At 46.6% G+C, this 25,539-nt stretch carries 22 protein-coding genes and 2 tRNA genes; 15 read left to right on the plus strand and 9 right to left on the minus strand.

The features are described from left to right. Positions 1 to 137 precede the first annotated feature (137 nt). Together LFX17_RS03880 and LFX17_RS03885 are read right to left on the minus strand one after the other, a co-directional pair. Positions 138 to 1,391, minus strand: coding sequence for a M48 family metallopeptidase (locus tag LFX17_RS03880; RefSeq protein WP_238745139.1), 1,254 nt, complete (start codon positions 1,389 to 1,391; stop codon positions 138 to 140). A gap of 261 nt (positions 1,392 to 1,652) precedes the next feature. After that, positions 1,653 to 2,036, minus strand: a complete 384-nt coding sequence (locus LFX17_RS03885) for a hypothetical protein (protein WP_238729121.1) — start codon at positions 2,034 to 2,036, stop codon at positions 1,653 to 1,655. Between the two features lie 142 nt (positions 2,037 to 2,178). Between LFX17_RS03885 and thiM the strand changes: the two genes are divergently transcribed. From thiM to LFX17_RS03915, 6 genes are all read left to right on the plus strand, one after another. Continuing rightward, the gene (thiM, locus tag LFX17_RS03890; RefSeq protein ID WP_238745141.1) at positions 2,179 to 2,970 is read left to right on the plus strand and encodes a hydroxyethylthiazole kinase; all 792 of its coding nucleotides are present in this window, start codon (positions 2,179 to 2,181) and stop codon (positions 2,968 to 2,970) included. Positions 2,971 to 3,153: 183 nt separating this feature from the next. After that, a complete protein-coding gene (locus LFX17_RS03895) occupies positions 3,154 to 4,293 on the plus strand; it encodes a histidine kinase dimerization/phosphoacceptor domain -containing protein (protein WP_238745143.1) in 1,140 nt (379 codons plus the stop codon). Between the two features lie 115 nt (positions 4,294 to 4,408). After that, a complete protein-coding gene (locus tag LFX17_RS03900; protein ID WP_238745145.1) occupies positions 4,409 to 5,014 on the plus strand; it encodes a TetR/AcrR family transcriptional regulator in 606 nt (201 codons plus the stop codon). Then, complete coding sequence (locus LFX17_RS03905; RefSeq protein WP_238745147.1) at positions 5,011 to 5,973, plus strand: MBL fold metallo-hydrolase; 963 nt, start codon at positions 5,011 to 5,013, stop codon at positions 5,971 to 5,973. Before LFX17_RS03900 ends, LFX17_RS03905 begins: the two co-directional genes overlap by 4 nt. Before the next feature lie 165 nt (positions 5,974 to 6,138). Next, positions 6,139 to 6,885 (plus strand): enoyl-CoA hydratase/isomerase family protein, encoded by a 747-nt coding sequence (locus LFX17_RS03910; protein ID WP_238729126.1) that lies wholly within the window; start codon positions 6,139 to 6,141, stop codon positions 6,883 to 6,885. Continuing rightward, a complete protein-coding gene (locus LFX17_RS03915; RefSeq protein ID WP_238745149.1) occupies positions 6,863 to 7,684 on the plus strand; it encodes an alpha/beta hydrolase in 822 nt (273 codons plus the stop codon). The genes LFX17_RS03910 and LFX17_RS03915 overlap by 23 nt, the downstream gene beginning before the upstream one ends. 97 nt (positions 7,685 to 7,781) lie before the next feature. Here the strand turns inward: LFX17_RS03915 and LFX17_RS03920 are convergent, their stop codons facing one another. From LFX17_RS03920 to LFX17_RS03945, 6 genes are all read right to left on the minus strand, one after another. Then, entirely contained in the window at positions 7,782 to 10,178 is a 2,397-nt protein-coding gene (locus tag LFX17_RS03920; RefSeq protein WP_238745155.1) for an NAD(P)-binding domain-containing protein, read from the minus strand. 484 nt (positions 10,179 to 10,662) lie between these two features. Further along, positions 10,663 to 10,735: transfer RNA gene (locus tag LFX17_RS03925), tRNA-Ala, on the minus strand. Between the two features lie 14 nt (positions 10,736 to 10,749). Beyond that, positions 10,750 to 10,823: transfer RNA gene (locus LFX17_RS03930), tRNA-Ile, on the minus strand. A gap of 72 nt (positions 10,824 to 10,895) precedes the next feature. Further along, positions 10,896 to 12,251: a YncE family protein gene (locus LFX17_RS03935; protein WP_238745157.1), complete on the minus strand. Its 1,356-nt coding sequence runs from the start codon at positions 12,249 to 12,251 to the stop codon at positions 10,896 to 10,898. A gap of 10 nt (positions 12,252 to 12,261) precedes the next feature. Continuing rightward, the gene (locus LFX17_RS03940) at positions 12,262 to 13,443 is read right to left on the minus strand and encodes an acyltransferase family protein (RefSeq protein ID WP_238745159.1); all 1,182 of its coding nucleotides are present in this window, start codon (positions 13,441 to 13,443) and stop codon (positions 12,262 to 12,264) included. Next, entirely contained in the window at positions 13,440 to 14,072 is a 633-nt protein-coding gene (locus tag LFX17_RS03945) for a Crp/Fnr family transcriptional regulator (protein WP_238729131.1), read from the minus strand. Before LFX17_RS03945 ends, LFX17_RS03940 begins: the two co-directional genes overlap by 4 nt. A 305-nt stretch (positions 14,073 to 14,377) precedes the next feature. Here LFX17_RS03945 and LFX17_RS03950 point away from each other — a divergent pair, with 305 nt between their 5' ends. From LFX17_RS03950 to LFX17_RS03980, 7 genes are all read left to right on the plus strand, one after another. Then, positions 14,378 to 15,466, plus strand: a complete 1,089-nt coding sequence (locus LFX17_RS03950) for an SMP-30/gluconolactonase/LRE family protein (protein ID WP_238745161.1) — start codon at positions 14,378 to 14,380, stop codon at positions 15,464 to 15,466. A 66-nt stretch (positions 15,467 to 15,532) separates the two neighbouring features. Further along, the gene (locus LFX17_RS03955; protein WP_010575786.1) at positions 15,533 to 15,832 is read left to right on the plus strand and encodes an ArsR/SmtB family transcription factor; all 300 of its coding nucleotides are present in this window, start codon (positions 15,533 to 15,535) and stop codon (positions 15,830 to 15,832) included. A 69-nt stretch (positions 15,833 to 15,901) separates the two neighbouring features. Further along, entirely contained in the window at positions 15,902 to 17,077 is a 1,176-nt protein-coding gene (locus LFX17_RS03960; protein ID WP_238745163.1) for an acyl-CoA dehydrogenase family protein, read from the plus strand. 20 nt (positions 17,078 to 17,097) lie between these two features. Next, on the plus strand, positions 17,098 to 18,138 hold the full coding sequence (locus LFX17_RS03965; RefSeq protein WP_238745165.1) for a phosphotransferase family protein: 1,041 nt from the start codon (positions 17,098 to 17,100) through the stop codon (positions 18,136 to 18,138). Further along, a complete protein-coding gene (locus LFX17_RS03970) occupies positions 18,128 to 18,523 on the plus strand; it encodes a DUF6285 domain-containing protein (RefSeq protein WP_238729135.1) in 396 nt (131 codons plus the stop codon). Before LFX17_RS03965 ends, LFX17_RS03970 begins: the two co-directional genes overlap by 11 nt. Before the next feature lie 6 nt (positions 18,524 to 18,529). Beyond that, complete coding sequence (locus tag LFX17_RS03975) at positions 18,530 to 19,264, plus strand: histidine phosphatase family protein (protein WP_238729136.1); 735 nt, start codon at positions 18,530 to 18,532, stop codon at positions 19,262 to 19,264. A 115-nt stretch (positions 19,265 to 19,379) separates the two neighbouring features. Beyond that, on the plus strand, positions 19,380 to 21,503 hold the full coding sequence (locus LFX17_RS03980) for a sensor histidine kinase (protein ID WP_238745167.1): 2,124 nt from the start codon (positions 19,380 to 19,382) through the stop codon (positions 21,501 to 21,503). 178 nt (positions 21,504 to 21,681) lie between these two features. Here the strand turns inward: LFX17_RS03980 and LFX17_RS03985 are convergent, their stop codons facing one another. Then, positions 21,682 to 22,257 (minus strand): PaaI family thioesterase, encoded by a 576-nt coding sequence (locus LFX17_RS03985; protein ID WP_238745169.1) that lies wholly within the window; start codon positions 22,255 to 22,257, stop codon positions 21,682 to 21,684. A 254-nt stretch (positions 22,258 to 22,511) separates the two neighbouring features. On the opposite strand from LFX17_RS03985, the gene LFX17_RS03990 reads away from it, so the two are divergent. Beyond that, positions 22,512 to 23,543 (plus strand): zinc-binding dehydrogenase, encoded by a 1,032-nt coding sequence (locus LFX17_RS03990; RefSeq protein WP_238729139.1) that lies wholly within the window; start codon positions 22,512 to 22,514, stop codon positions 23,541 to 23,543. 259 nt (positions 23,544 to 23,802) lie between these two features. After that, positions 23,803 to 25,278, plus strand: coding sequence for a hypothetical protein (locus tag LFX17_RS03995; protein WP_238729140.1), 1,476 nt, complete (start codon positions 23,803 to 23,805; stop codon positions 25,276 to 25,278). The last annotated feature ends 261 nt before the right edge of the window (positions 25,279 to 25,539 follow it).

A 25,539-nucleotide genomic window follows, 5' to 3' on the forward strand; every position in this document is an offset into this window, starting at 1 on the left:
TCGTATTCTCTTTTTCTAAACCCTTTCCAAATCGATGATAGACGATTTCAAAAAGAATGAAACTGAAAACTATAAAATCGTTTTCTTTTTAAATTCTTGGTAACAAATTCTTTCCAAAATGATTTTGATTCGTTTTTTTATTTTCCCTTAGATGCCGCCCACGTTTCCGCGAATTGGATTCTCTGCAAAGTGGTGGGATGGGAATGATAATAAAAAACTTCGCTCGGATGCGGATCGAGTCTACTTTGGTTGTCCTTTGCCATTTTTACTTCCGTATCGATAAAGGATTTTTTATCCTGAGTCAAGACAAGCGCTTCTAAATCGGCTTCCGTTTCCTGATAACGGCTCAGGGTGCTCCACGCCGGTTTGGTCAACGATCCGAAGAGCGAAAGAATCAAAAACAAAAAGGGAAGCGTAGAGGGAGAATGCAGTTCACGCAAAGAAACCGATCCTTCCGTTTTGAATTTTTGAAACAGGTAACCGAGAAGAAGACAAAGAAGAAACGTGATCACCGTATCGGCGAGTATGTCCTTGATCTGGTGATCGTGCGTCCAATGTCCGATCTCGTGTCCCAATACGCTTACGATTTCCTCTTCGGTGTGGTTTTGAATCAGAGTATCGTACAGAAAGATCTTTCTGTTTTGTCCCCATCCGGTAAAATACGCGTTCGTATGTCCCGAGTATTTGCTCTCGTTGATGACGTAGACGTTCTCGACTTCGATCTTTGCGTGTTCGCAGAGCGAGATGATCTTTCGTTTGAGGCTCCCTTCCTCGATCGGTTTGTATTCGTAAAATAAAGGAGTGATCACGATCGGAAACAGAATCGAAATCAAAAGTCCTAATATGAGAGAAGCGATCGGGACGTAGATCTTCCATGCTTTTTGAAACGTCTTTAAAAGAAAGGCGATTCCCAATACCGCTACGCTTCCTCCCGCAAGTCCGATCCCGATCGCTTTGGAAGTATAAACGACCCAATCCAAAAACGTCATTTTGGAAAATCCGAATTGGTGTTCCAATACGAATCCGAAATAATATTGAAACGGAATCGAGATCAGAAATTGAATCGCGCTGAATACGAAAAAGAAAAGCAAAACGGTCAGATAAAACCGGTTGCCCGTTCTCTTTTCGATCGTTTCCTCCAGTCGCACGGAGAGAGGAGTGAATACGAAAAGTCCCGCCACAATAAAATCGATCAGATCGGAAAGCACGCTTGCGAAAAATCCGCTCCTTGCGTATTCGATTCCTTTTTGAACGTCCTCTTGCGTGAAGTATTTTAGAATTTGCTCATGCAGTTGCGGAGAAGAATTTCCCTGATACGATAGAAATTTCATCGTGAGCGTGAATAGAATTTGAAGCGCGTAAAAAATTAAAAGAATCGTTTTGAGTCGCATATCGTTCCGGTTCGTTTTCGATAAAAGATGAATGATTGATGGTTGGGAATCGTTTATCCGTCAATAATTTTTGCGGTCCGCACCGCATTAGGGATACGAAGGGCGCGAAGCGTCTCGAACGTTTTCGGTTTCACTGTAAGTCTCGGAAGATTCCGTTCGAGATGAGTCGCTTTGCGACGAACCCGAAGTAGCCCGACCCGCCTGCGTTCTTCTAAATTCGCTCGTAAACGATTTGTTTTGCAGGCGGGGAATGCCCGAATTTTATCTCCGATCCGGCGGAGGAGGCGGAAGGGCTTCTCTGCACTTCGCGCTGAGCTCGGATTCGTGCGACCGGAGGCAACGCATCGGGCCCCCGTGTTCCCGCGTCGCGTTCTTGCAGAACTTTTCCTCGTCGTTTGCACAAGCCTGTTTCATCGCGTGATGTCTCGCTTCGCGTTCCGCAAGATGCGCTTTGCACTCGGCGGAAAGTTTGGATTCGTTGTCTTTCAAACAACGATGTTCTTCCGGTCCGTGCCGCATATCCTTGCAATACGTTTCTCTTTCGGTGCGGCAAGAATCCTTAGGCGGTCCTCCCGAAGGCTGCGCGTGCGCGGTAAATAGCGGCAGGAAAGAAATTGCCAATATCAAAATCTGAAGTCGTTTCATCCTCTTCTCCTTGGATTCTTGATCCGATCGTGGTTTCGTGTTCGCGTCGTCACCGCGTTTGACCTTGCGGATCTCCTCCCGGTTTCAGAGGAAACGTTCTTTACAAGTCTTCGCTCGCATCCGAACTTTAGATTCAACGATCATGAATAAAAACGAAATCATAGAAAGAATCTGGCCCGATCCCGAGGTGACAAAGGATCTCGCGGAACTTAGAAAACATTCTCCTTTGACGCACGTGATAACGAACATAGTTGTGACGAATTGGACCGCGAACGTTCTGCTCGCCATCGGAGCTTCTCCCGCTATGGTAATCGCCGAAGAAGAAGCCGGCGATTTTGCGAAGATCGCGGGCGGACTTCTGATCAACGTCGGCACGGTTACACCTAACGACGCAAAGGCGATGCGGGTTGCGGCTAAATCCGCGCGTGAAGCGGACACTCCTTGGGTATTGGATCCCGTTGCCGCGGGCGCTTTGTCATTTAGAACGGAAATCGCGAAAGAATTGCTCGATTTCAAACCCGCGGTGATCCGAGGAAACGCCTCCGAAATACTCGCGTTAGGTGGAGCAAGCGGCGGAGGGAAGGGCGTTGAATCCACGGTTCGTTCGTCCGATGCATTAGAATCCGCTAAACAACTTTCCGCAAAGACGGGAGCGGTTGTCGCCGTAAGCGGAGAAGTGGATTACGTTACGGACGGAAATACGGTTTTTGCAGTGCCCGGCGGAGATCCGATTATGACAAAAGTAACGGGGGTCGGTTGTTCTTTAGGCGCGCTGATCGCTTCCTTTTTAGGAGTTCAGAAAGATCCGTTAGCCGCTTCGGTGGCCGCCTCTCTGGTTTTTGCGGTCGCAGGTGAGCGCGCAGCGAAAGAATCCAAAGGAACGGGAAGTTTTGCGGTGAATTTTTTGGATCAGTTGAGCCGTCTGGGAGTTTGATCCGATTTCGTTCCCGATTTTATAGCGGGCGTTCGCTTGGGAAGGCAACTTATTTCCAAGTCGCTTTAAATTCGAGAAAGGATGTCGCATTATTGGAAAAATATTTGTAATTTAGAATGCGAACCTCGAAGATGTTTCTCGTTCCTTCTTCGGGGTCTCTTCGAAGCGAAATAAAAATTGAAAATGTTGTTCGATAGAATCGACCGAATCTACGGAAGAAGGGATTATCTTACCCGAAACAAAGCGCGTCACTTGTATGTGACTAACCTCGTCATTTTTTTCGTCTCCCTCGCAGCCTGTCTCGTTTATATCCGTCAGGGAATCCGAATCGGTTTCGTAATATTCGGAACTTCCGCCCTTATTTCGATCGCCTTATTGCGGTTAGGTCGCCTGGACGAAGCCGTCAAATCAATTCTGTATCTCAGTTTGATCGCTCTTACCATCGGACTTTTTTTCGGAATGCAGAACGGGAACATCTACTTTTCGATGGCGACCATCATCATCTTGTTTCTGCATTTTTCCGAGATCCGTCAAACGATCGCCGTTTCGATTTATACGGGAGCGCTCATGTCCTTTCGTTTGTATCAATTGTGGACGCAGGGAGAACTTTCTTCAGCGTTCATCTTCGATACGATTTTAAAGCTGATTTTATTCTGCACGATCGCGATCATCACCGTGCGCGTTTTAAACAGTCATACGAAGGAAAAGGAAGTTTTTATTCGCGAGATCCATCACAGAGTGAAGAACAATCTTCAGATTTTAAGCGGGTTTGCGAATCTGCATCGAACGGGACAGGGAAAGGCGGACGAAAGACAGATCGAAAATTTCAACGAAAGAATTCTTATGTTGTCGAGAATTCACGACGCGATCTACAAAACCGAGACGGACTACGAAGTGGATTTAAACGGAATACTGGAAGAAATCGTCCGTTTAACTTCGTTATCGCATCCGTCCCGAAAGATCGAACTGATTTCCTGCGAAGGCAGCGCGCCCTTGAGCATCGAAATTTCGGTGCCCTTTGCGATGATCGTGAGCGAATTGTTGAACAACGCGGTTTTGCATTCTTCCGAAGGAAAAGAAGAAGAGCCCATTCGTGTCGAATTAAAATTTTCCAATAGTCGTTACACTCTGATCGTATCCGATGCGGGGCCGGGAATCGAAAAACGTTCGGTTTGGTCTTCTCCCAAAACGACGGGATTCACTCTGATTTCCGCTTTGACGCAGCAGTTGAAAGGAAATTTTTATTTCGACTCGACTGGAACGGATTCGAAGGCGGTTCTTGAATTTTCCGATCAGGACGCGTTTGCAAGTCTTCTCAACTGACCGACGCACGTAAATCCATCCATGTCGCTTATCAAAAACGTATGATTCCCGCAAACGGAATATTCGGTTTCACGATCGTAAAACGGTATAAAAATATGTTGACCGGTCTATTTATATGGGTCTTATTTGGCTTATGGGCGAAAAAGGAGCGGCATCGAAGGAACGAATGATCAAAGCCATGGCTTTGTCCTTGGAAACGAAGGGATACAACGGAACCGGTTTGAACGATATCGTGGAATCTTCCGGCGCTCCGAAAGGTTCGATCTATTTTCATTTTCCAGGCGGTAAAGAGGATTTGGCTGCGGAAGCGATTACGGTTTCCGGGAGGGCAATGGGGAACATGCTCCTTTCCTTGCTTCTTTCTTCCAAGTCGCCGTCCAACGCGGTGCTTTCCATTTTTAAATCTCTCGAGAATAAACTCATCGAAACGAATTATACGCAGGGTTGTCCGGTTGCGACCACGGCATCCGAAACCGTCGTCGAAGGAAATCCGGTAAACGAAGCTTGCAGAAATATTTTTTCAGAATGGAACCAAGGACTTGAATCATACTTCGTTCGGATGGGATGGGAGAAAAAATCCGCTTCGATATTATCGACTTCGATTCTTTGTCTTTTGGAGGGAGCGATCCTTCTTTCCCGGACGCATCAGAATCCGGAACCGTTGCGATCCGCCGCAAAAACCGCAAAACTTTTAGTGCAACAAGGAGAAAAAAACAGATGAAATATATATGGATCGTTTTGGGAATCGCAGCCGTTCTTTTGTCGGGATTCGTTTATGCATTAGGATATCCTAAATTAGAAATTCAAAATAATGCAGGATTGAGCGATCGAGTAAAAGAATTTCAAAATACGAACTTTAAAAATCCGGGAGTTCGTTTTACCCTTTTGAGAACGGCGAACGCGGGAACGTCCGAGGCTTTTCTATTCGAAGGGGGAAATCTTTTTCGGAAACGAGTTGTGGCCCATTCCGCGCTTCTAGTGGAACATCCGAAAGGAAGATTTCTTTTCGACACGGGGCTTGGAACGGACATCAAAGAGCAGTTTGCTCTAAAACCCTTGCATCTTAAAATTCTGATGGATTACACCGATCATACCGCGGCAGTTACGATTCTGCAAAAAGCGGGATACGATCCTTCCAAGATCGGAAAGGTTTTTCTTTCGCACATGCACTGGGATCATGCGAGCGGCATCAAGGATTTTCCTTGGGCTAAGATCGTTACGACCAAAGAAGAGCGAAAGGAGGCCGAATCTTCGAACACAAGACACGGTTATATTCAAAGACAATTCGACGGAAATTCGATCCAATGGGAAGACATTCGTTTTAACGAAACTCCGTACGAGTCCTATTCTCAGAGTTTGGATTTACACGGGGATGGTAGCGTGGTCTTCGTTCCTATGGAAGGGCACGGCGGAGGATCGATCGGTCTTTTTATCAATCTTTCACGGGAAAAAAGATATTTCTTTACGGGAGACATCAGTTGGTCGAAGGAAGGAATTCAAATTCCCGCGCACAAACCCCGTTTATCCAGAAGAATCGCGGACAGAAATCCGGAACAACTCGGACAGGAATTGCTTCGGGTTCACGAACTCGTTCGTAAAAAACCGGAAATTCAAATCGTTCCCTCTCACGACTCGATCGCGCAGTCGAATCTAGCTCAGTTTCCGAACTGGAACGACTAAAAACAACGAACTCCAATGTTTGGTCGTTAAACGAAGTCGATTCGTTTAACGATTTTCTTTTTGGTTCGTTTTCGAAAAGATCGTTTCCTTCTAAATTCTTCTTGCAGAGCGCGCTTTACCGTTTAAGATCGGCCCCTGTTTTTGCATCGGAGTCGAAATCTTAGAATGAAATACGAGTGCCTGTTGACCGATCTGAAAGATAAGATTCTTATCGTAACGCTCAATCGTCCCGAAAAATCCAACGCGTTGAACGTGAAAATCCGGGACGAGTTGGAACACGTCTTTCAAGCAAACGCATCGAATACGGACGTAAAGGCGATCGTTTTAACTTCTTCCGGAAAACATTTTTCGAGCGGTTACGATTTGGAAGAAGTATTAAGTTCGAAGATGGAATCCTTTCGCCATAGAATATTAGAATATCATTATGCTCTTTATAGTTTCCCGAAACCGGTCGTGACCGTTCTGAAGGGATTCGCGTCAGCAGGCGGTTTTGATCTGGCGCTTTGCGGGGATTATATCGTTTCGGAAAAAAAAGCGATTCTCTTTCGACCGGAGATTCGATTCGGCGGTCCTCCTTTGATTACGACTCTTGCGCGCAAGGTTGGTCCGACTAAGGCGCTTACGCTGACTCTCAAAGGAGATCCGATTCGATCCTCTCAAGCTTTGGCGCTCGGAATCGTGGATGAGATATATGAAGGTGAAAACGTTCTTCGACATGCGGTTCAAGTCGCGTCCAAACTTTCTCAGTGGGATTTCAACATGTTATCCGTCTTAAAGGGAATTGCGAATAACTACTTTATGGGAAACTTGTACGAAAATCTCAAAAAAGAATTCGACGAGTTCGCTTCCGTCTTGGAAGATCCCGCTTTTTTTCAGAGGGTTCAGAGTTATGCCGGAACGATTCAGCAATAAAGATTGGTGGAAACGGAAGATTTCCCGATACGGATTCTTTTTGTTTCTTTGGATTCTTACGGTTTCGATTCAAGCCATCCCGGGTCTTGAATACCTGGAATACTATCCGAAAGATTACGATAAGAACAAGGGAGTTCTCGTTATCATACACAGCAAGGCGTATGATTGGGACAGTTATATCCGTTTCGGAAAACCGATCGCGGATAAACTCAATATTCCTCTGATCGTTCCCGTTTTTAAAAAAGAAATCTGGAAAGATTATGCGACCGTCATTAACGGCGAACAAAGAGGCGATTTATTTTTACAGGAAATCTTGAGGAAGGTGCGTTCGGAACACGAGGTCAACACGGACAATTTGTATTTTTACGGACATTCGGGCGGCGCTCAATTCACACATCGTTATATTCTAATGTACGGTTCTCAAGTAAAACGGGCGTTTATCTCGGCGCCTGGATGGTATACGTTTCCCGATTCGGAACGTTTTTTCCCGAGCGGTTTGAAGAGAAAGAAGGATTTCCCCGAAAACGTTCCTCTTGAATTTAAAAATTTCTGCAATACTCCGCTCAGCGTTACGGTCGGTGAATTGGATACCGTGGATCCGGCGATTCCGAAAGACGGTTCGTTCGGAAAAAACCGTGTGGAACTCGCAAAGAACTGGGTGTTCGCTTTGAACAAATTCTTAAAACAAGAATGTTCAACAACCGCCGAGGTTCCATTGTTTATCACTCCGAATCAGGGGCATTCCGGTTCCAGCAACGCGATCCAACGGGAAAGGGCGATCGAGTTCTTGAATCAGTGATTTCCCGAACCGGCGTGCAAGAGATTCCGCCGCTTAAAATCTCATTCCAGTATTGTTAAGCGAAATCGTCCGCTTGAACGGTTCGGCGAACGGAGTTCTATTTCAGTTCTCCGAACGAAAGGACGTCGGTCGGGCAGTTGACTACGCAAGCCGAACAACGCACGCATTGAACGTTGTCCATCGGAGTTCCTTTGTTTGCGTAGCTCATCACGTCGATCCCTTGGTGACAAACTTTGGTGCAGATGTTGCAGGAGATACAGCGTTTCTTTTCTGAAAAGATCCGAAAACGACTGAATCTTGCGTAGATATGCATCAAAGCCGCGAGCGGACAAAAGAATCGACACCAAACCCTTCCGCTCAAAAGAAAATACGAACCGACTCCGACAACTCCGGCTAACAGCAAGTCGACGATCAGGTCGTAGATCTTTTTTCCTCCGTCTCCGATGCTTCCGAATACGTGAGTGATCGGAAACCAAGGAGATAGAAAAATTTCGCTTAACTTGAGTAAGGTGATGATCGTCGCAAAGAATAAAATCCATTGCCCCGAGTTTTCCAATCGATTGGCGAATTTGCCATGAGGCATTTTGGTTCTTGTTTCGTCTCCTAAGGTTTCGGCCAGACCTCCGCAGGAACAGATCCAACCGCAGTACGCTCCTTTTCCGAAACGATATACGAGATAGGGAATGACTGCGAAGGTTTGCAGGAGTCCGTAGACGAGCCAGAACGTCGTGATCCCCGTGTTGTAAAAGATTCCCATGTTAAGAGGCCATGCGAGAATCAATCCATATGCGTTCCAATACGCGCCGTAAGGAAACACTTGCGTTAGTAAAAATCCGTTTCCGTCTCCTAAGAGACCGTTTTGTCCGAGAAAGGGAAGGATGATTTCCGGTAAAAGAAACAACGGAAAGATTTGAATGAGGATCAAGGTCCAGGTTTGTTTCCGGATATATCGCGTAGGTCTTACCTTCATCCTTCTCAAACCAAAGGTAAGAATGGTGAGCGAATACAATAGAGTGTAGTGAAAGCCCGGTTGTTTTCCGAGGAATAAAAATCCGAAATACTTTCCACCCACGTAGACGAGACAAAAATATGCGGCCGCGATAAATAGATAAGAATTTCTGAATATACCCCAACTGTTGGCGAGCAGTTCCTTTCGTTTTAGAAAAAGACGGATTGTGAGCGGGACTCCCAAACCGATCAACGCAAAAAGAGAAGTAGTCGCGATCGTTCCGTAGACTTCGATTCCGTAAAAGGAAGCCTTCCCGAAGTAAACCACGTTTGCAAATAGAAATAGGACCGCAAATCCGATCCAATCCCAAACGCTTTTTTGATTTTGAATCCGGATTCCGATTCGTTTTAAAAATTCGATCGGGGTTCGCGAGCCGATCTGAACAAGTACGCTTGTGTTCGGGATTTTTTCGAAACTGTCGCCCGGTGCGGATCGATTCGAAGATCTCGAATTCGAATCTGCCGCATTCGGTGATTTTAATGAGGAAGATTGGGAGCGGAATGATTTTGAATCGGAGCCGCCGATTCGTTTCAGCCGAACTTCCCGATCGGAAATTTCTTGGACGATGCTTTCGTTTAAGAAATCGATTTTGCCCGAGGCAACGAGATCCGCAAACCGATCCTTGTTATCGCTTTTCGGGCGAACCAACTCTTTGCCGCGATAAGAAAGTTTCGTCGAGTTTGCGTATTTGCTGATCGCGATCGCAGCTTCGACGGCCGAATCTCCTCCGCCTACGACGAGAACGTCCTCATTTTCGAAGTCTTTCGGATCGAACAATCGATGATAGACTTTGGGTAATTCTTCTCCGGGGATCTGAAGGTTCTTTGCGTCTCCGCTTTTCCCGATCGCGAGAATCACTTCCTGCGTTTGAAAGGATTCTCCGTTTTCCGTTTGAACCGTAAAACCGGATTCGTTTTTTTGAATTTGGGATACGGTCGTTCCGCTCCGAATCGGAAGTTTCCATTTTTCGAGAACTTTTTGGAGATCGGATAAAAGACTTTCCTTGGTTCCGTTGTGGATCGTTATCTCGGAAGCCGTTTTTAGATCCTCCGGTTCCGCGAAAATGGGTTTCGCTTTCGGATAACTTTTTACGGTGTGAAACGGTTCATTGGATTCTAATATTAAGAAATCATAATTTAACTTTTTACATTCGATTCCTGCGGAAATTCCCGCGGGACCGGCGCCTACGATCAGTACGTCGTAAACGGAGGGGTTTTCGACGGATGTTTTTGCCGATGCGGAACTCGGTTCGCGAGTGACACGAGACGTTTCGCGTTTTGCCGAAATTTTCCGAACGACTTGGGTTCCGCTTTCAACGGCGAACTTAAGTAGAGGAATTCCGGTTAAATCTCCGATGATGGAAATCCCCGGAATGGAACTTTCGAACGATTCGGAAACTTCCGGATAGATTTCCACGGGGGATTCCGGCGCGTCGTTTTGAAGCCAGGAGAAATATCGCGTAAGAAGCGGGATTTTTACGTTCATGATTGCCTGCTCGGTTTCGGATGTCGTATTATTTTCCGGATTCCATCTTCCATATTACGATACAACCGCGCCGATTTCAATTCGTCTTTTGTCCCGGGAAGTTACAAATTCTTTTCCCGATCGGATTCGTCCGCGGATTCAATTAGTTTAGAAAATTCTAATATTTTTGAATTTTGACCGAAACCTTGTCTTACAATCCACGCGCTACGGATGCGGAGCGTGCGAAGCAGTTGTCTCGTAAGAGACAACCGGAGGCGAAAGCCGTAGCGCGTAGCAAGCCGGGTCTGCGCCCGCATATGGTTCGAATCGTTTCGAAGGAGATACGTTTTTCCATCTCGACGTATTTTCGGCGCAGAAGCGCCCGAAGCTTAAACGACGATCTCCTTGTTGCAATCGAAAAAGATTTTCAGTATGGAGAACGGTTTGCGGTTTTTATCGGATTGAAAGGGAAGTGTTTACCGAATCGGAGCGGGATGATTCGGTATGGAGCTTGTCGGGATCGAACCGACGACCTTCTGAATGCAAATCAGATGCTCTCCCAGCTGAGCTAAAGCCCCTTGTCGTTACCGGATGGGCCTGATGTGATTTGAACACATGACCCCACGCTTATCAAGCGTGTGCTCTAACCAGCTGAGCTACAGGCCCGGTAAGAGACATGTTTTTAACTGAGTTCCCAAATGCAACAGTTTTTTAGTAAAAAACGTTCTCCGGTTTTTTCTAAAATCCGTCTCTGCGATAGACTCGAATTTGATGATCTAGAAAATCCGAAATCACCAAGTAACGGTTGTCCGGCGATACGTCGAGTCCCGTGGGTTGATTCCCCGCTTCCCAAAATTCTTTTACCGTGTCGGTCGCCGTGTCTATGACATACACTCTTCCGAGTACCAATCCTTTTTTGAGATAACCTTCGGTAGGGTTGTTCGGTCCTCTGCACGAAACGTAAAGATATTTACCGTCGGGCGAGAGAGCGATCGTATTCGGTTTATCGAATACTGGAATCGTCTTCTGCACTTTCTTTTCTTTCAGATCGTAGACTTCGATTTTGCTGCAGCACATATCCGAAACGTAGATCTTATTTTCGGCCGGTCCGGGTACGATATGGCGCTTGTTGCCGGGAGGTCCGATCGTATCGATCAACTTTTCCTTTTCCATCGAATAGATGCCTAGTCTTCCGCCGCTGGATTCCTGATTGCTCGCTGAGAATTGAGCGATATACAATTCCTTTCCGTCTTTGGAAAGAAGAAGTCCCCTAGGCAATCCGATCTTATCTGTCTTACGCGTTTCCGTTTTCGTCTTGCGATCGATGACGGAGATGTCCTCGCTGATCCAGTTCGAACAGTAGACGAGATCGCGGATCGGATCGTAGAGAAGAATTTTGGACCATTTGCCCGTTAGATCCACCGTCGCTTTATACGCGAGAGTTTTTAAATCGAAGACGTGCACCGCGTTCGCCTGCATCTGACTGACCCAGAGCTCGTTGTGTTCGGGGATCGCGATCGTTTCCACAAAGCCGAGTTTCTTTCTGTATTTTTCGGGAGGTGCGAGTCGGACGGTTTCTCCCGTAATGATGTTTAATACGTCCATTCCTTCGTCTTCGAGAAGAGGAATCGCAAGCCTTGTGTTGTCGATAAAACGCACGCTCTTCGGTTGCATTCCGGTTTTGAATCGCGCAGTAAAACGGTGCGTTACGCCTTCTTTGTCGAGGGCGATCAGTTTTTCGTTCAGCTCTTCCGCGGTTTTTACTCTATAGGAAGAATTTTGAAAGCCCGGAGAAGAAAGTTTTAACTCCAGTCCCTTGCCGTCCGAATAAACCGGAACCTGCACTTCCACGAGCGCGATGTTCTTGTCCGTTTCCAAGACCTTGAACGGAAGAACTTCTTCTCCCGTTTTTATGACCGTTCCTTTATACGGGTGAATTCCGAATTTGACTGTGGCGCTTCCGCTTTTTTCGCGGTTTGCGGGCGATGAAATCAAAGATGAATTTCCGCTTTCGCAACAGACGAGAAACAGAAAGATCGGAATGAGAAATGCCGCGTTGGGTCTAAAGAGAATGTTTTTGAGATGAACGTTCAATGGTAACTCCCTATGGATTCTTTTTTGCCTGCGTTTGATTTCCGAGGACGAGGTTCACCCAGCGGAAAGGACGTATTAGAAAATGATAAATTGCGAATGTGATCGAGAACACGAGAAACAGATGGAGAACGAATTTTTCCGCAAGTCCCAGGCTCGTATGAACCACGAAATATCCGGCCAACAAAGAAACCGGATGATGAACGAGATAGATCGGCAAACTCGCGGTTCTCATGTATTCGGTTTGTTCGTTTTTGAAGTCGAAGAATTTTTGAAAAAGTCCAATGAGCAGCCGTATCATTAACCAGCCCGCGGCGCACTTGGAAAGAATATGGAGAATTCTCCTCCAATCCCCCGTATAACCGAAGTAAGACCAGAACGGATCGATCCTGCTGATTTCGTAAAAACCCCAAAAGGTAAGAAGCGCGAGCGGCGCCCAGATCCAGAATCGATCGGATTGCGGTTCGAGAAGTAGCTTTTCCTTGGAGATGAGTAAACTTCCGCAGAGAAAGAACGTATAGTTGTAAACGAAGTTCACCGGTTCGATCGCGAACCGGGATTCGTCTTTCATGAAATAGAGGTTGATCATGCACATTCCCGCAAAACTGATGAACGTGAAAACCGTGATCGTTTTCCATTCCTGAGCGAATCCTTTTTGAGCCGGTTCCTTTTTGAGAAGCGCCGTCAAAGGTAGAGTCGCCTTGCGGACGAAAAGATGTAGGATCGTAAACAGGATCAAAAAGTATAAAAACCAAAGATGAGAAGGGCGGATATTTCCATTTAAGAAAATTTGAATGTAGAAATCGAGATAAGAAATTCTTTCGCCCTCTTGTAAAAGCGAAATATAGGATTGCATCGGCGCGAATAAAAGAACCCCCACGACCGTGGGGATGAAAATCCGGAAGATTCTCATCCGTAAAAAATCTTTGAGAGGTTTTGCTCGAAAAATCGCTTCGGTAAAATATCCAGATAAAAAGAAGAAGAGGGGCATTCGAAATACGTGAACCCATTCTCCGAACACATCAAAGAATTCCGATCGTTCTTCGTTTCGAAGCGGATATTTGATTTCCGCGGCGTACACGATCGCGACGTGAAATACGAGACCGAGCAAGAGAGCGAACGATCGAAGATTGTCTAAATAAAAAAGTCTCTTTCGGTTTTTGGAATGTTCCGACAAGGTTGGCTTAAGGCTCAAGCATCCACCGTATATTTGAATAGAGCGTCCCGGATGATCAACGTGGAAGGATCTTCCTTTCTCTGTTCTACCATTTTATCTTTTACTAATAGACTGATCGAACTTACCAAGTCCTGATGCTCCAACCCGACCCTTAGGATAGCCCATTTGATAAAATGACTGAGATTGATTCGAACTGTTGTTCCGTCTTTTTCTCCGTTCGTTTGGGAGAAGCTGATTAACGCGGAAGTCACTAAATTCTTTTTGTCTGCTTTCAAAAGGGAAGCGATCGTCTTGTTGGTTTCTCTCAAACGAGAGGAAAGAATCTTAACGATCTTCATCGAAAATCCCGGATTGGTTTGGATCAGATTGAAAAACGCGCCTTCGTTGATCGCGATCAGCGAAACATCCGTTTTTGCGACGGCTCTTGCGCTTCGAGGCGTTTTGTCGATCAGTGCCATTTCGCCGAACATATCGCCCTCTTTTAATTCTACGAGGAGTTTATAAGCTTCCTTTACTTTTTTGTGAATCCCGACCTTCCCTTTTACGATCAAATACATCACTTCCGCTTCTTGGTTTTCTTCAAAGATGATATCGGATTCTTTGAATTCAACACCAAGTCTGTGGACCATGGATTCTGTTATTTTCATAGCTCTGAACGGACCTTATTTATAATTTCGCATCGAGTATTTGATTTTTCGGAATTCAAATTTTTCTGAGAAGTCTGCACCAGCTTCGAAGGTTTGGGAACCGGAATCAACTAAAATCTGTGGGTGCGTTCGGGCGCGGTTGGTGCTGAGGCGATTTATAGAAAGCGATATGGGAGTTCCCACAGTTTTCGAGAAGAATCTTCTCTTTTGTGGGAACTCCTTCGGAACAAGCGGGGAAATTCCTGTTGACTCACGCCCGGTCCCGAATATTTTTTTGGGGTCCTTAGAATTCACACGGAGGTTGCATGAACCGGAATCGGATTCTTGCCGTTGTTTCCATTCTTCTTTTGGGTGGAATCGTCCATTTTATCTTAAAACCTTCTCCCGTTGATCCGTTGGCGTATTTTCCGCCGGAACCTCCTCCGATGGAAGGAGCGTATGCGCCCAATCAATTGTTGTCGGAGGCCGAGCTGATCGGTTTAGGAAAACTGCAAGGTCCCGAAGACATGGAAGTCGACGATCACGGAAATATTTACGCATCTTGCGAGAACGGAAAAGTGATTCACATTTCTCCCGAAGGCAACGTTAAGGCGCACGCCGCGACTTCGGGGCGCCCTCTCGGAAGTAAACTTTTGGCGGATGGTCGACTGATTGTCGCCGACGCCGACAAAGGACTTTTGGAAATCGGAACGAAGGGAGAAGTGAAAGTTCTCAGCACGGAAGCGGACGGGGTTCCGTTTCGATTTACGGACGACCTGGACATCGCCCGCGACGGGACGGTTTATTTTTCGGACGCTTCGGACAAGTTCGGCAGCAAGGAATATCTTTACGATCTGATGGAAGCAAGACCTCGCGGAAGACTTTTGAAATACGATCCTCATACGAAAAAGACTACCGTGTTGTTAAAAGAATTATACTTTGCTAATGGAGTTGCCCTTTCTAAAAACGAAGACTTCGTATTGGTCAACGAAACGTACCGATATAGAATCCGCAGGTATTGGCTGAAAGGACCCAAAGCCGGTCAAAACGATTTTTTTATGGAGAATCTTCCGGGATTTCCGGATAATATTTCGGCGGACGGAAACGGAACGTTTTATCTCGCATTGTTTACGGTGAGAAATTCCCTCATGGATAACGTCTTTCATCCTCGACCCGCTTTGAAGTCGGCGATCGCGAAACTTCCCGAGTTTCTCTGGCCGAAAGCGCAGCCTTACGGATTCGTTCTTCTTTTGGACGAGAGCGGAACCCATCTCCGCAGTTTTCAAGAGCCGACTGGGAAACATCTGAAGGCGATTACCTCCGTAAAATATAAAAACGGTTTCCTGTATCTGGGAAGTCTTTATAACGATCGGATCGGAAAATACGGCTGGAATCCGGAGCGTCCGAGTGAGTAGATTCGAAAAAAGGAATATACTTTCGATTGTAAGCAAGATAGATCGAAACACAAGACGTTATTGCGAATGAAGAAGAAAAAGAAATTCCCTTTCGAAACGGAAGCGACGTTGCAACTCATGTCCGCGATCTCCGATCCGGTGAAGCTGAAGATCGCGAAAATCCTTTCCTGTCATCGCGAGGTGAAGGCGGGCGACATCGCGAAGGAATTCGACATATCGAGAACCACGATCTCGCATCATCTCAACAAGATGAAACTCTTGAATCTCGTTTCCTCCCGAAAAGAAGGAAAGGAAATCTATTACTCCGTGGACAAAAGCCTGATCGTGGACACGTTAAAAGAAGTTGTAAAATTTCTGGAATCCTGAAGGATTCGCATATGTCGATGAGTGTCAACATATAGATTTATGTAACCGATTCGATTCAAGGAGATAGGGATGGATTTTACGATACCGAAGGAAGTCGAAGAGATCAAAAGGAAAATCCGCGATTTCGTGGAGAAACACGCGATTCCCGCTGAGGATCATTACGACTACGATCACGGGAGAATGCCCGAAAAGATCACGGAAGAGCTGAGAAAGAAAGTAAAGGAACTCGGCCTTTGGACTCCTCATCTTCCCAAATCGGAGGGAGGGCTCGGACTCGATATGGTGGGAACCGCGATCATCTTTTCCGAACTCGGACGTTCTCCGATCGCTCCTTATCTTTGCAACTGCGACGCGCCCGACGAAGGCAACATGCATCTTCTTCATATCGCGGCAAACGAGGACCAAAAGAAAAAATTCTATTATCCTCTTGTGGAAGGAAAGATCCGTTCCGCTTTTGCGATGACCGAGCCGCCCCCGGGCGCCGGAGCAGATCCGCAAACCCTGACGACGAATGCCGTCAAAGACGGAAACGAATACGTGATCAACGGACACAAGTGGTATTGTACCGGTGCGAACGGAGCGGGCTTTTTGATCGTGATGTCCAAGGTCGCGGATTCGTTTCGAAGAACCACGATGTTTCTCGTGCCGACCGACACGCCCGGTTATACGATGGTGCGTGAAATCGGAGTGATGGGTTCTCACGGTCCGGGAGGCCACTGCGAATTGAAGTTCGAAAACGTTCGCGTTCCCGAATCTTCGATCCTCGGAAGAGTCGGCGAAGGATTCAAGTGGTCGCAGGAACGTCTCGGGCCGGCCCGCCTAACGCACTGTATGCGATGGATCGGTCTTGCGAGAAGATCCATGGAAATCGCGAGGGAATACGCTCTCAAACGCGAAGTGTTCGGTCAAAGGATCGCGGATCATCAGGGGATTCAGTGGATGTTCGCAGAATCCGCTTTGGAAATCGAGTCGGGTTATATGCTTACGTTAAAAGCCGCGCATACTCTCAGAGCCGGAGAAGACGCAAGGCAGATCATTTCGATGGCTAAGTGGCAGGTTTCGGAAACTCTCTGCAAGGTGATCGACCGCGCGATTCAGATCTGCGGTTCTCATGGCTACGGAAGAGACATGAAGCTCGAATTGTTTTATCGGGACGCAAGAGCGGCTCGGATTGCGGACGGACCGAGCGAGGTTCACAAAATGGTGATCGGAAGAAACCTGGTCAGCGGCAAAAACGATTTTTAATATTAGAATACGCGAATATTATGAACGACACCGAATTAAAGAACGTTCTGGAAGGTTATCTTTCGGACAGATTGAAGGGAAAAACGGAGATCCATTCGATGGTATCTCTTTCGGGCGGAGCTTGTCAGGAGAATTTTTCCGCGCAGCTTCAGGTTTTGGAAGGACCGGAAAAAGGCTCTTACGACACCGTATTTCGAACCGACAAGGGCGCGGCGCTTCTTGCATCACTGAGCCGGGAGGACGAATTCGGCGTTTGCGAACTCGCATACAACGCGGGTGTCAATACTCCGAGGCCTTTCTGGCTCGAAACGAATCGAGGAGTAACCGGAAGTCCTTTCTACTTTATGCAGAAGATTTCCGGAAAAGCCACGGGAAGATACATCGTCAAAGATCCTTCGCTTAACAAAATTAGAAAACAACTCACCGCGGATCTTGCGGTCAATCTCGCAAAGATTCATTCCGTAAAACCGGAACATTGCAAAAACGAAACCCTTCGTAAAACCCTTTGGATGGGACAAGATCCGAACGACAAGGTAGTCGCTAACGGATCGATACATTCTCTTCGATTGGAGTTGGATCGGATGAGCGAAGCGTATCCTGCGATGGAGATGATTCTCAACTGGCTCGAAAAAAAAGCGAAACCTTCGGACGATGTCGTATTGATACACGGGGACTTCCGAACCGGAAACTTTATGGTAACGCCCGACGGACTTCAAGGAATCGTGGATTGGGAATTCGCGCACTGGGGAGACCGGCACGAAGATCTCACCTGGCTTTGTATGAGAGATTGGAGATTCGGAAAGTTGAATAAGGAAGCGGGCGGTTTTGCGGATCGCACCGAATTCTACGAAGCGTATGAAAAGGCTTCCGGCGTAACCTTGAATCCTGCGATGGTCACGTATTGGGAAGTGATGGGAAATCTTCGTTGGGCGATCGGTTGTATCGGTCAGGCGGAACGACATCTTTCCGGAAAGGATAAGGGAATCGAACTTGCGGCTATCGGAAGAAGAGCCTGCGAAATGGAATACGAAGCGATGAGGATCATAGAAAATGCAGGATAAACCGACATCAACGGACTTGCTCGAAGCGATTCAGGATTTTCTTATGAAGGAAGTCCTTCCGCAATTCAAGGACAAGGATTTACTCTCGTATAAAACATTAGTAAGTTGGAATATGTTGGGGGTCGTTTCGCGGGAAATCAGATCCGGCGAAGAACTTCTCGATAAGGAACTCGATCGCCTCGTAAAACTTCTAAAGAAGGATTCCTCCCTTCCTGCCACGTTAAACGAAAAGAAAAATCTCGCACACGCTTGGAACGTGGAACTCAGAGACAAGATCCGAAAGGAAAAACTTTCTTTGGAAAACGCGGAGTATTGGAATCACGTAAAAGAAACCGTACGAGAAAAGGTGGAAGTCACCAATCCGAGATTCACGACGGAAAGTTAGTCGCTCATGTCCGTTGTTCATCTCGTCCGTCACGGACAGGCAAATTCTCAGGGTGAAAACTACGATCTTTTGACTCCGCACGGAAAGAGTCAGGCGTTTGCACTCGGAAAATTCATGGCTCGGAACGGAGAAGTTCCCGATCGCATCGTGACCGGAACGTTGCGCAGACAAGTCGAAACGGGAGAATCCTTTTTGGAAGGGGTGATTTCCGTCGTAGGCGAACGGGAGGAATTTCGATCTTCTTCGTTTATCAATCGAGACGCGGGTTGGAACGAATTCTCACCCGAACTCTGGGGTTCTTACTCGAAACTGCTCGCGGCGAAAAGACCCGAGTTTGCAAAAACACTTTCTCAATTCGCAAAGGTTCGACTCAAAGGCGGGATACGATCTGCGGCTCTGTTCTTTAAGCTGACCGAAGAGATTCTCAAATTTTGGAAAGAAGGAACGGAAACTCCCGAAGGAATCGAAACTTACCGCGGTTTCGAGGCAAGAATATTCCATTCTTCTAATGTATGGTTTTCACCCGGGGATCAGGAGCGGAATTTCATCTTCACTTCGGGCACCCCCATCTCTTTGGTTTTGAATCGGCTCTTAAAACAGGACGAGGATTGTTTCGCTTGGATGCCTTGGATCTGGAACACTTCCTTAAGCACCTTTCGTTGGGTCAGAGGGAAATATCTTCCCGTTTCGATCAACGGAGTTCCCCATCTGCCCGAAAAAATAAATCGCACTCTATTTTGATTCGATTTCGAAATTATTTGAGTCAGAATCCGTTTTTACGAGTCTTATAAACGAGAAAAGAGGTCGACGAGTCGAACGGTTAACGTCCATACTGTTCGTCGTTCGTGAGTCATTGATGACAATGCAGAGAAGTCAATCTCGATCCTCCTTAACCGAAGCGGGGCTTTGGATATTTTGGATCAGTACGATCTTGACGATCGTTTCTTTTTTCGCAAATTACTATTACGAAGAAAGAAACGTAGATCGACTTATAGATAACGTTCATTGGACAATCACCTATCTCTGTGCCGCGGTTCTCGCTTGGCTCGGATACCTCGCCGCCGAAGGAGGAATCCATCGATTCCGATTCTGGTTCGCACTCGGTCTTACCGCTAACGCGCTCGGACAACTTTCGTGGGCGATCCAAGTATATCTCGATTATTATGTTACTCCGACTCCGAGCGATTATTTGTTTCCTTGGGTCGCGCCTTCCTTCGTGATCGGATACTCTATTATCGTTATTGAATGTGATCGCACTCGAATCCGCGCCGCGGTTCTCGACGCGTTGGGGTTGATCACGGCGATTCTAACTTTTTCTCTTGCGTTGTATCTTCCGCAACGCGAAGGAGTAGGGATTCCGCAGCTTCTTCCGTTGATCAATCACCCGGTTTCGTTTTTGACCGCAGCCGCATTAGGAGTTTTACTCATTCCGCTTTTGAGATTACAGCCGGATAAATCCTGGTTCGCATTCATATTAGGCATGGGAGGAACGGGGCTTTGCTGGTTGTTGTGGAACGCGTTCTTTATCGTAGAGATTCCGCCGGACGGAACGATTCTCAACGCCGGATTTTCCGTATCGGCGCTGGTCTTGGGATACGGAGCTTTGACATGGGAGCCTAAGTTCAACGATAATCCGATTTGGGGAAGAAGGTTCGAAGCCGCTCTTCGTTTATTACCTTTATTTGAAGTAGTTGCCAGCTCGATCACGATCGTTCTTGCGGGAACTCTTTCCGGTCTGCCGGAAGGAGTTCGGATCGTAGCTTGGACGGGAACCACGATCGTCGTCGTAATCGCGAGTGCGAGACAAACGTTTCTTGTAAAGGAAATGACGGACGCCGAACAACGAATCCGTTCCATCAACGAAGGTCTCGAAGGAATCGTCACCAAACGGACGGAAGAATTAAGAACCGTAAACCAATATCTCGTTTCTAAAAACGAACAAGTCATCCGCGCCATAGAAGAATTGAGAAGCGCGCAGAAACAGTTGATCCGCTCCGAAAAGATGGCCGTCTTAGGACAGTTAGTCGCGGGAATCGCTCATGAACTCAATACGCCGTTGGGAGCGATCGTTTCCTCGAACGAGGGAATTCAATCCGTATTGTCCAATTCCTGGGAGACTCTTTTAAGAAATTATTCCGAATTTTCCGAAGCCGAAAAGAAAGTCTGGGAAAAACTTTTTACCAAAGGAATTTCTCCGCGGGAATTTTACGATACGAAAGAGGAAAGGACGAAACGGAAAAAAATTTCCGGTTTGTTAAGCGAAGTCGGAATCCGGGACTCGATGCGGCTCGCAGACATTCTAACGGATTTGGGAACCGCGCCGGAGGAAATTTCCGAAATTCTGTACGAGTTATCGGATAAAGAGAGATTCTTTCCGATAGCGCATAACGCGCTTTCGTTGTCCAGTTTGGCCCGTGCCAGTTTTACGATCGAAAAGGCCGCCGAAAAAGCGTCTCTCGTCATACAGGCTCTCAAAGAATACGCGTATAAGGATCGTTCCGGTGCGGCGATGGGACCGGTCGACGTCCGCAAACAATTGGAAACCGTTCTTACTCTTTATTATTCCAAATATAAGACTCAGGTGGAAATCGTGCGGAATATGCCCGACACCGCCTACGTTTGGGGAAATGCGGACGCGTTGACGCAGGTTTGGACGAACATCATCGGTAACGCGCTCTATGCGATGAACTATAAAGGGAGAATGTCGATTTCCTGCAAAAAATTGCCCTCCGGTTGGGAGATCGCGATCGAAGACAGCGGAACCGGAATCGAAGACACGATACGGGATCGGATCTTCGAACCTTTTTTTACGACAAAACCTTCTGGAGCCGGAACCGGTTTAGGATTGGATATTTGCCGCAGAATCATCGAAGATCACAATGGCAGAATCTTTTTCGATACTTCCGATCGAGGAACGACTTTTTACGTCGTTCTTCCGATTGCCGACGCCGCCTCGGAACGCAACGGACACACGCTTTAGAATATAAGAAAATTCTACTTTCCTAACATAGCCTGCGCTTTCTTTTTGATTTCCTCGGCGCCCTTTTTGGAAACAAATTCTTAACAAATTCATAGTAAAAAGATTTTAAAATAGTAATCCTTTCAGCATGCCGCTTTGCGCAAAGAATGATTTGTAAAAACCATGAAGGAAGGAATTCTTAAGGTTCGATTTTTTCCCGTTTGATCCGTTTGCGGATTTCCTTACCGCGTTTCTGGTTCACTTCCAAAACCTGCAGAAGAGTGTCGATCGGAAATACGGTTCCCTGGAACATTCTTCTCATCGTTCTTTCGGACATATCGTACCAGCGGGCTTTGGAAGAAACGAGAAGTTCTCCCGTTTTGGAAAGATGAATCGTAGCCTTCGTATAAAGCCTTCTTCTTCTTACCATCGTAACCCAACAACGCACTTCCACCTCATCGTTGAGAGGAACCGCTTTGTGATAACGCATATACAATTGATCGGTCATTACGAAGTGACCGAGATGAAAACAAAGCACGCCTTGCGCTTCGTCGAGCAGAGTTGCAAGAACTCCTCCGTGGGCATAACCCGGAGCGCCTTCGAATGCCTTTTCTATTTTAAACGGAAATCGAACTTCGCCGCTTTCTTCGTGAAAGGGGAAACTTGCGTGAATCCCTTTCGGATTATCGGGACCGCAGCCGAAACAATTCGTATGATGCCAGTCTTGACCGTTCTGACTCGCTTTGATCTCCCGGTAGATTGTCTCTGGTTCCATGTATTCCTCCGGAAGGAGTTTTCTATTTGGAGAATTCCTCCGATTTTACAACCGAATCGATTCTCCCTCCATGAAAAAATCCGATGCTCCCGATTCAAGTGCTAAACCCGCGAAAATTTCGGAAAGATTCGCTCGTTCGAATGCTCGGAAATTTACGGATTCGTAAAAGTAGAATCCGAATTCTACCCCAAATCACCTTGACTCGTCCGTGATCGATCTTAATCTACGTTGCGTCTCGTTAGGGAGAATCGAAAATGAAAGCCGCCGTTTTAGAATCCGGTAAAAAAATTTTAGACATTCGCGAAGTTCCCGTTCCTACGCTCGGGCCCGGACTTGTAAAAGTAAAAATCAAAGCCTGCGGTATTTGCGGGTCCGACGTTCATCTCGTGGTTCACGGAACGATGAAGTGTAAAAATCACCCGAGAGTTCCCGGTCATGAATCTTCCGGCGTCGTGGAAGAGATCGGAGAAAACGTAAGTCGTTTTAAAAAAGGGGATCGGGTCGTGATCGCGGCAGGAACATCCTGCGGAGTCTGCAAACAATGTAGATCGGGACATGAGAATCTCTGCAAGGATCTAGGCGTGTTCGGTTTTGATCGGGACGGAAGTTTCGCCGAATACAACGTAGTCGAAGAACGTTATTTGTATTCTCTGCCGGATGCGATTCCGTTCGATCAAGGAGCGATTCTTGCGGACGCCGTTTCCACTCCGTATCATGCGATTCGTTACCGAGGCAATATTCAAGACGGAGATACGGTTGCGATCTTCGGCTGCGGCGGTTTGGGAATCCACGCGGTTGCGGTAGCAAGAGCGTTGACGAGCGGTAAGGTGATCGCTCTCGATGTGGACAAAGGGTCTCTGGAAAACGCCGCGAAATACGGAGCCGACGAATTGGTGAACTTGAAGGAGATTCGGAATCCCGGTAAAACCTTAAAAGAAATCACGAGCGGAGTCGATCTTCTCGCGGATTTTTCCGGCTATATGTCCAACGTGGAAGAATCCCTTCGAGCGATGAATCGGGGAGGAAGAATCGTTTTGGTCGGAATCGGCAAACAACCTCTCAAGTTTCAGATTCCGTTTATCCTCATCGAGAAAATGATTTCCGTTTCCGGTTCGTACGGTTCGGATCGGCGTGCGATTCCGGAATTGATCGATCTGTATTTAAAAGGAAAAATCAATCTTACACATTCGATCACTTCGCACCATCCTCTGGAAGAAGTGAATCAATGCCTCGAAGCTCTGGACGAACGAAAAGGAAATCCGATTCGGTTTATTATCCAGCCTTGAGTTTTCGAAAAATGTAGGAACTGCAACGAGCCTTTTCAAAGAGAATGGGCCTCTTTATACGCGTGGAACTCTCGCGCTTTTCCCTATAAAACAAAATTTGACCTTCTGCGGAAATGTGGGAACTCCTGCGCGCCCGGACTACGGGCCGTTCTTTTGTGTAGCGATCGTTATAAAAATCTTGCATTTTAAAAATCGGGAATTAGGTTGGGGAGGAATACTTCAGTAATATATATCGATCGTTATATAAAAGGTGGTGGTTGTGAGAATTCGGCTTCAAGGTTTGATTCTGCGCGGGGTTGTTCTGCTTTCGATTCTTCTTGTTTTTCCCGTCTTGGGAGCTTTATCACTCAAGGACATTCCCCCTTCGATCGGTCCCGACGGAAGAGAGATTTCTAAACAATTCCTCGGTTTTTTGAGAGGGGTCGCCAAGAAGGTTCAATACGACGGGAAGGCGCTGGAGTTCCACAAATACATCGAAGCTTCTCTGGAAAAGTTCGAACTTAAAAAACTCTATCACTCCGAATTTCTCCAAAAGGAAGAGGACGGAACACATTGGGTTTCGTACAAGGGGAAGTTTTCCTCCGAAGGTTATAAGATCAGTCTCGAAGAAAAGAGAATGAAGATGATCTCCGTTCCCGCGTTCGGAGATTTTAGCGCGGAGTTCGACCTCAAACACAATCCGAAGCCTTTGTACGGCGGAACATCCTATTCCGGAAATTTGGATCTGGTCACCCATCTCGGGCCGTTTACGCACAAACACGCGGTTATGGCGATGGAAGGCGGCTTGAAATTTTTAGATCCGCATAACGTTCGTCAGATCGACGCACCGAATACGATGATCTTTAAAAAGGTCAATAATCCGGAAGCGAGAAAGGTTCTGAACGATCTTTCCAAATCGTTTCCGGATCTCGGTAAGTTTTTGAATTATTATTTCGGGTTGGATTCTCTGCTTGTCCTTTCCGACGAAAAAGAATCGAAGGGAGAATCTTCGATCACGAAGTTCAACTTCAAGGGTTCGATTTCCAGAAACATCGCGGACGACTACGAGGAGTTAGGCGATTATCTCGATACGATCAAATATCTCGGTTGGGTGAACATCAAGATCGAAAATCAAAAGGGAAAAACGCTCGCGGAGATTCGCCTGAATTCCAAAACTCCGGACATTTCGTTCAAGTTTATCACCGCTCACGGGAGAATTCTTCCGTATGACGCGAAAGGAAATTTGTATCATGAGGATTCCTTTTCCATTCCTTCGTTGAACCATTTTCCGTTTCAGGTCCGTGTCGCGCTCGAAGCCAATCTCTACGGCCTTTTATTAGAAAATCCTGAAATTCTTCTTTCGGGCGTTTTTATAAATCATCCGGATAACGGTTCTCTTTCGTTTAAGATCAATAAGATCGAAAAGTTCGACGTATCGGGCGGTTTTTCCTATGTGATTCCCACTTGGGCGATCAACCTGGTCATTCCCGGAAATTTGGAATCCATCATCCACGAGTTTACCGAAACCCTCGTCCATGCAAACGGAGACAAAGGAACCAAAGTCGCTTTATCGTGGAACCGGGACGGCGGCAAAACTCTTTTGAAAACCCACGTCGAATCCGAGTTTCTGGATAATTTTTTTATCCGTTTCGGTTTAAAAATCTGGAATCACAAGGTTCTTCCTTCGGAGGAAGCGAGGGACGATATCCGAAAGGTTTTTATCCGCATGATGGATTTGATTATTAAGGATATTTAATATTTTAAAAACGGCCGAATCCGGCCGTTTTTGTAAGAAATTTCCGTTTGCAACGCGGCGGGGAACGATGCGGAGTCAAGTTATTGGTGTTTCGTCGAGTTGACTACGTCCGGAAAACTCAATGACTTGACCGAAGCATTATGTTGCGACCGTAAGGAGCAACATTGAGTCGAAGCCCGTCAGCCGCCCGGAATCATATTCCAAATTCCTCATCCAGTTTAAGTCGGTTTAAAAAAAACGGTTTTTTCGGATTTTTTTTCG

It is taken from the genome of Leptospira sanjuanensis (assembly GCF_022267375.1).
Classification (GTDB): Bacteria; Spirochaetota; Leptospiria; order Leptospirales; family Leptospiraceae; genus Leptospira; species Leptospira sanjuanensis.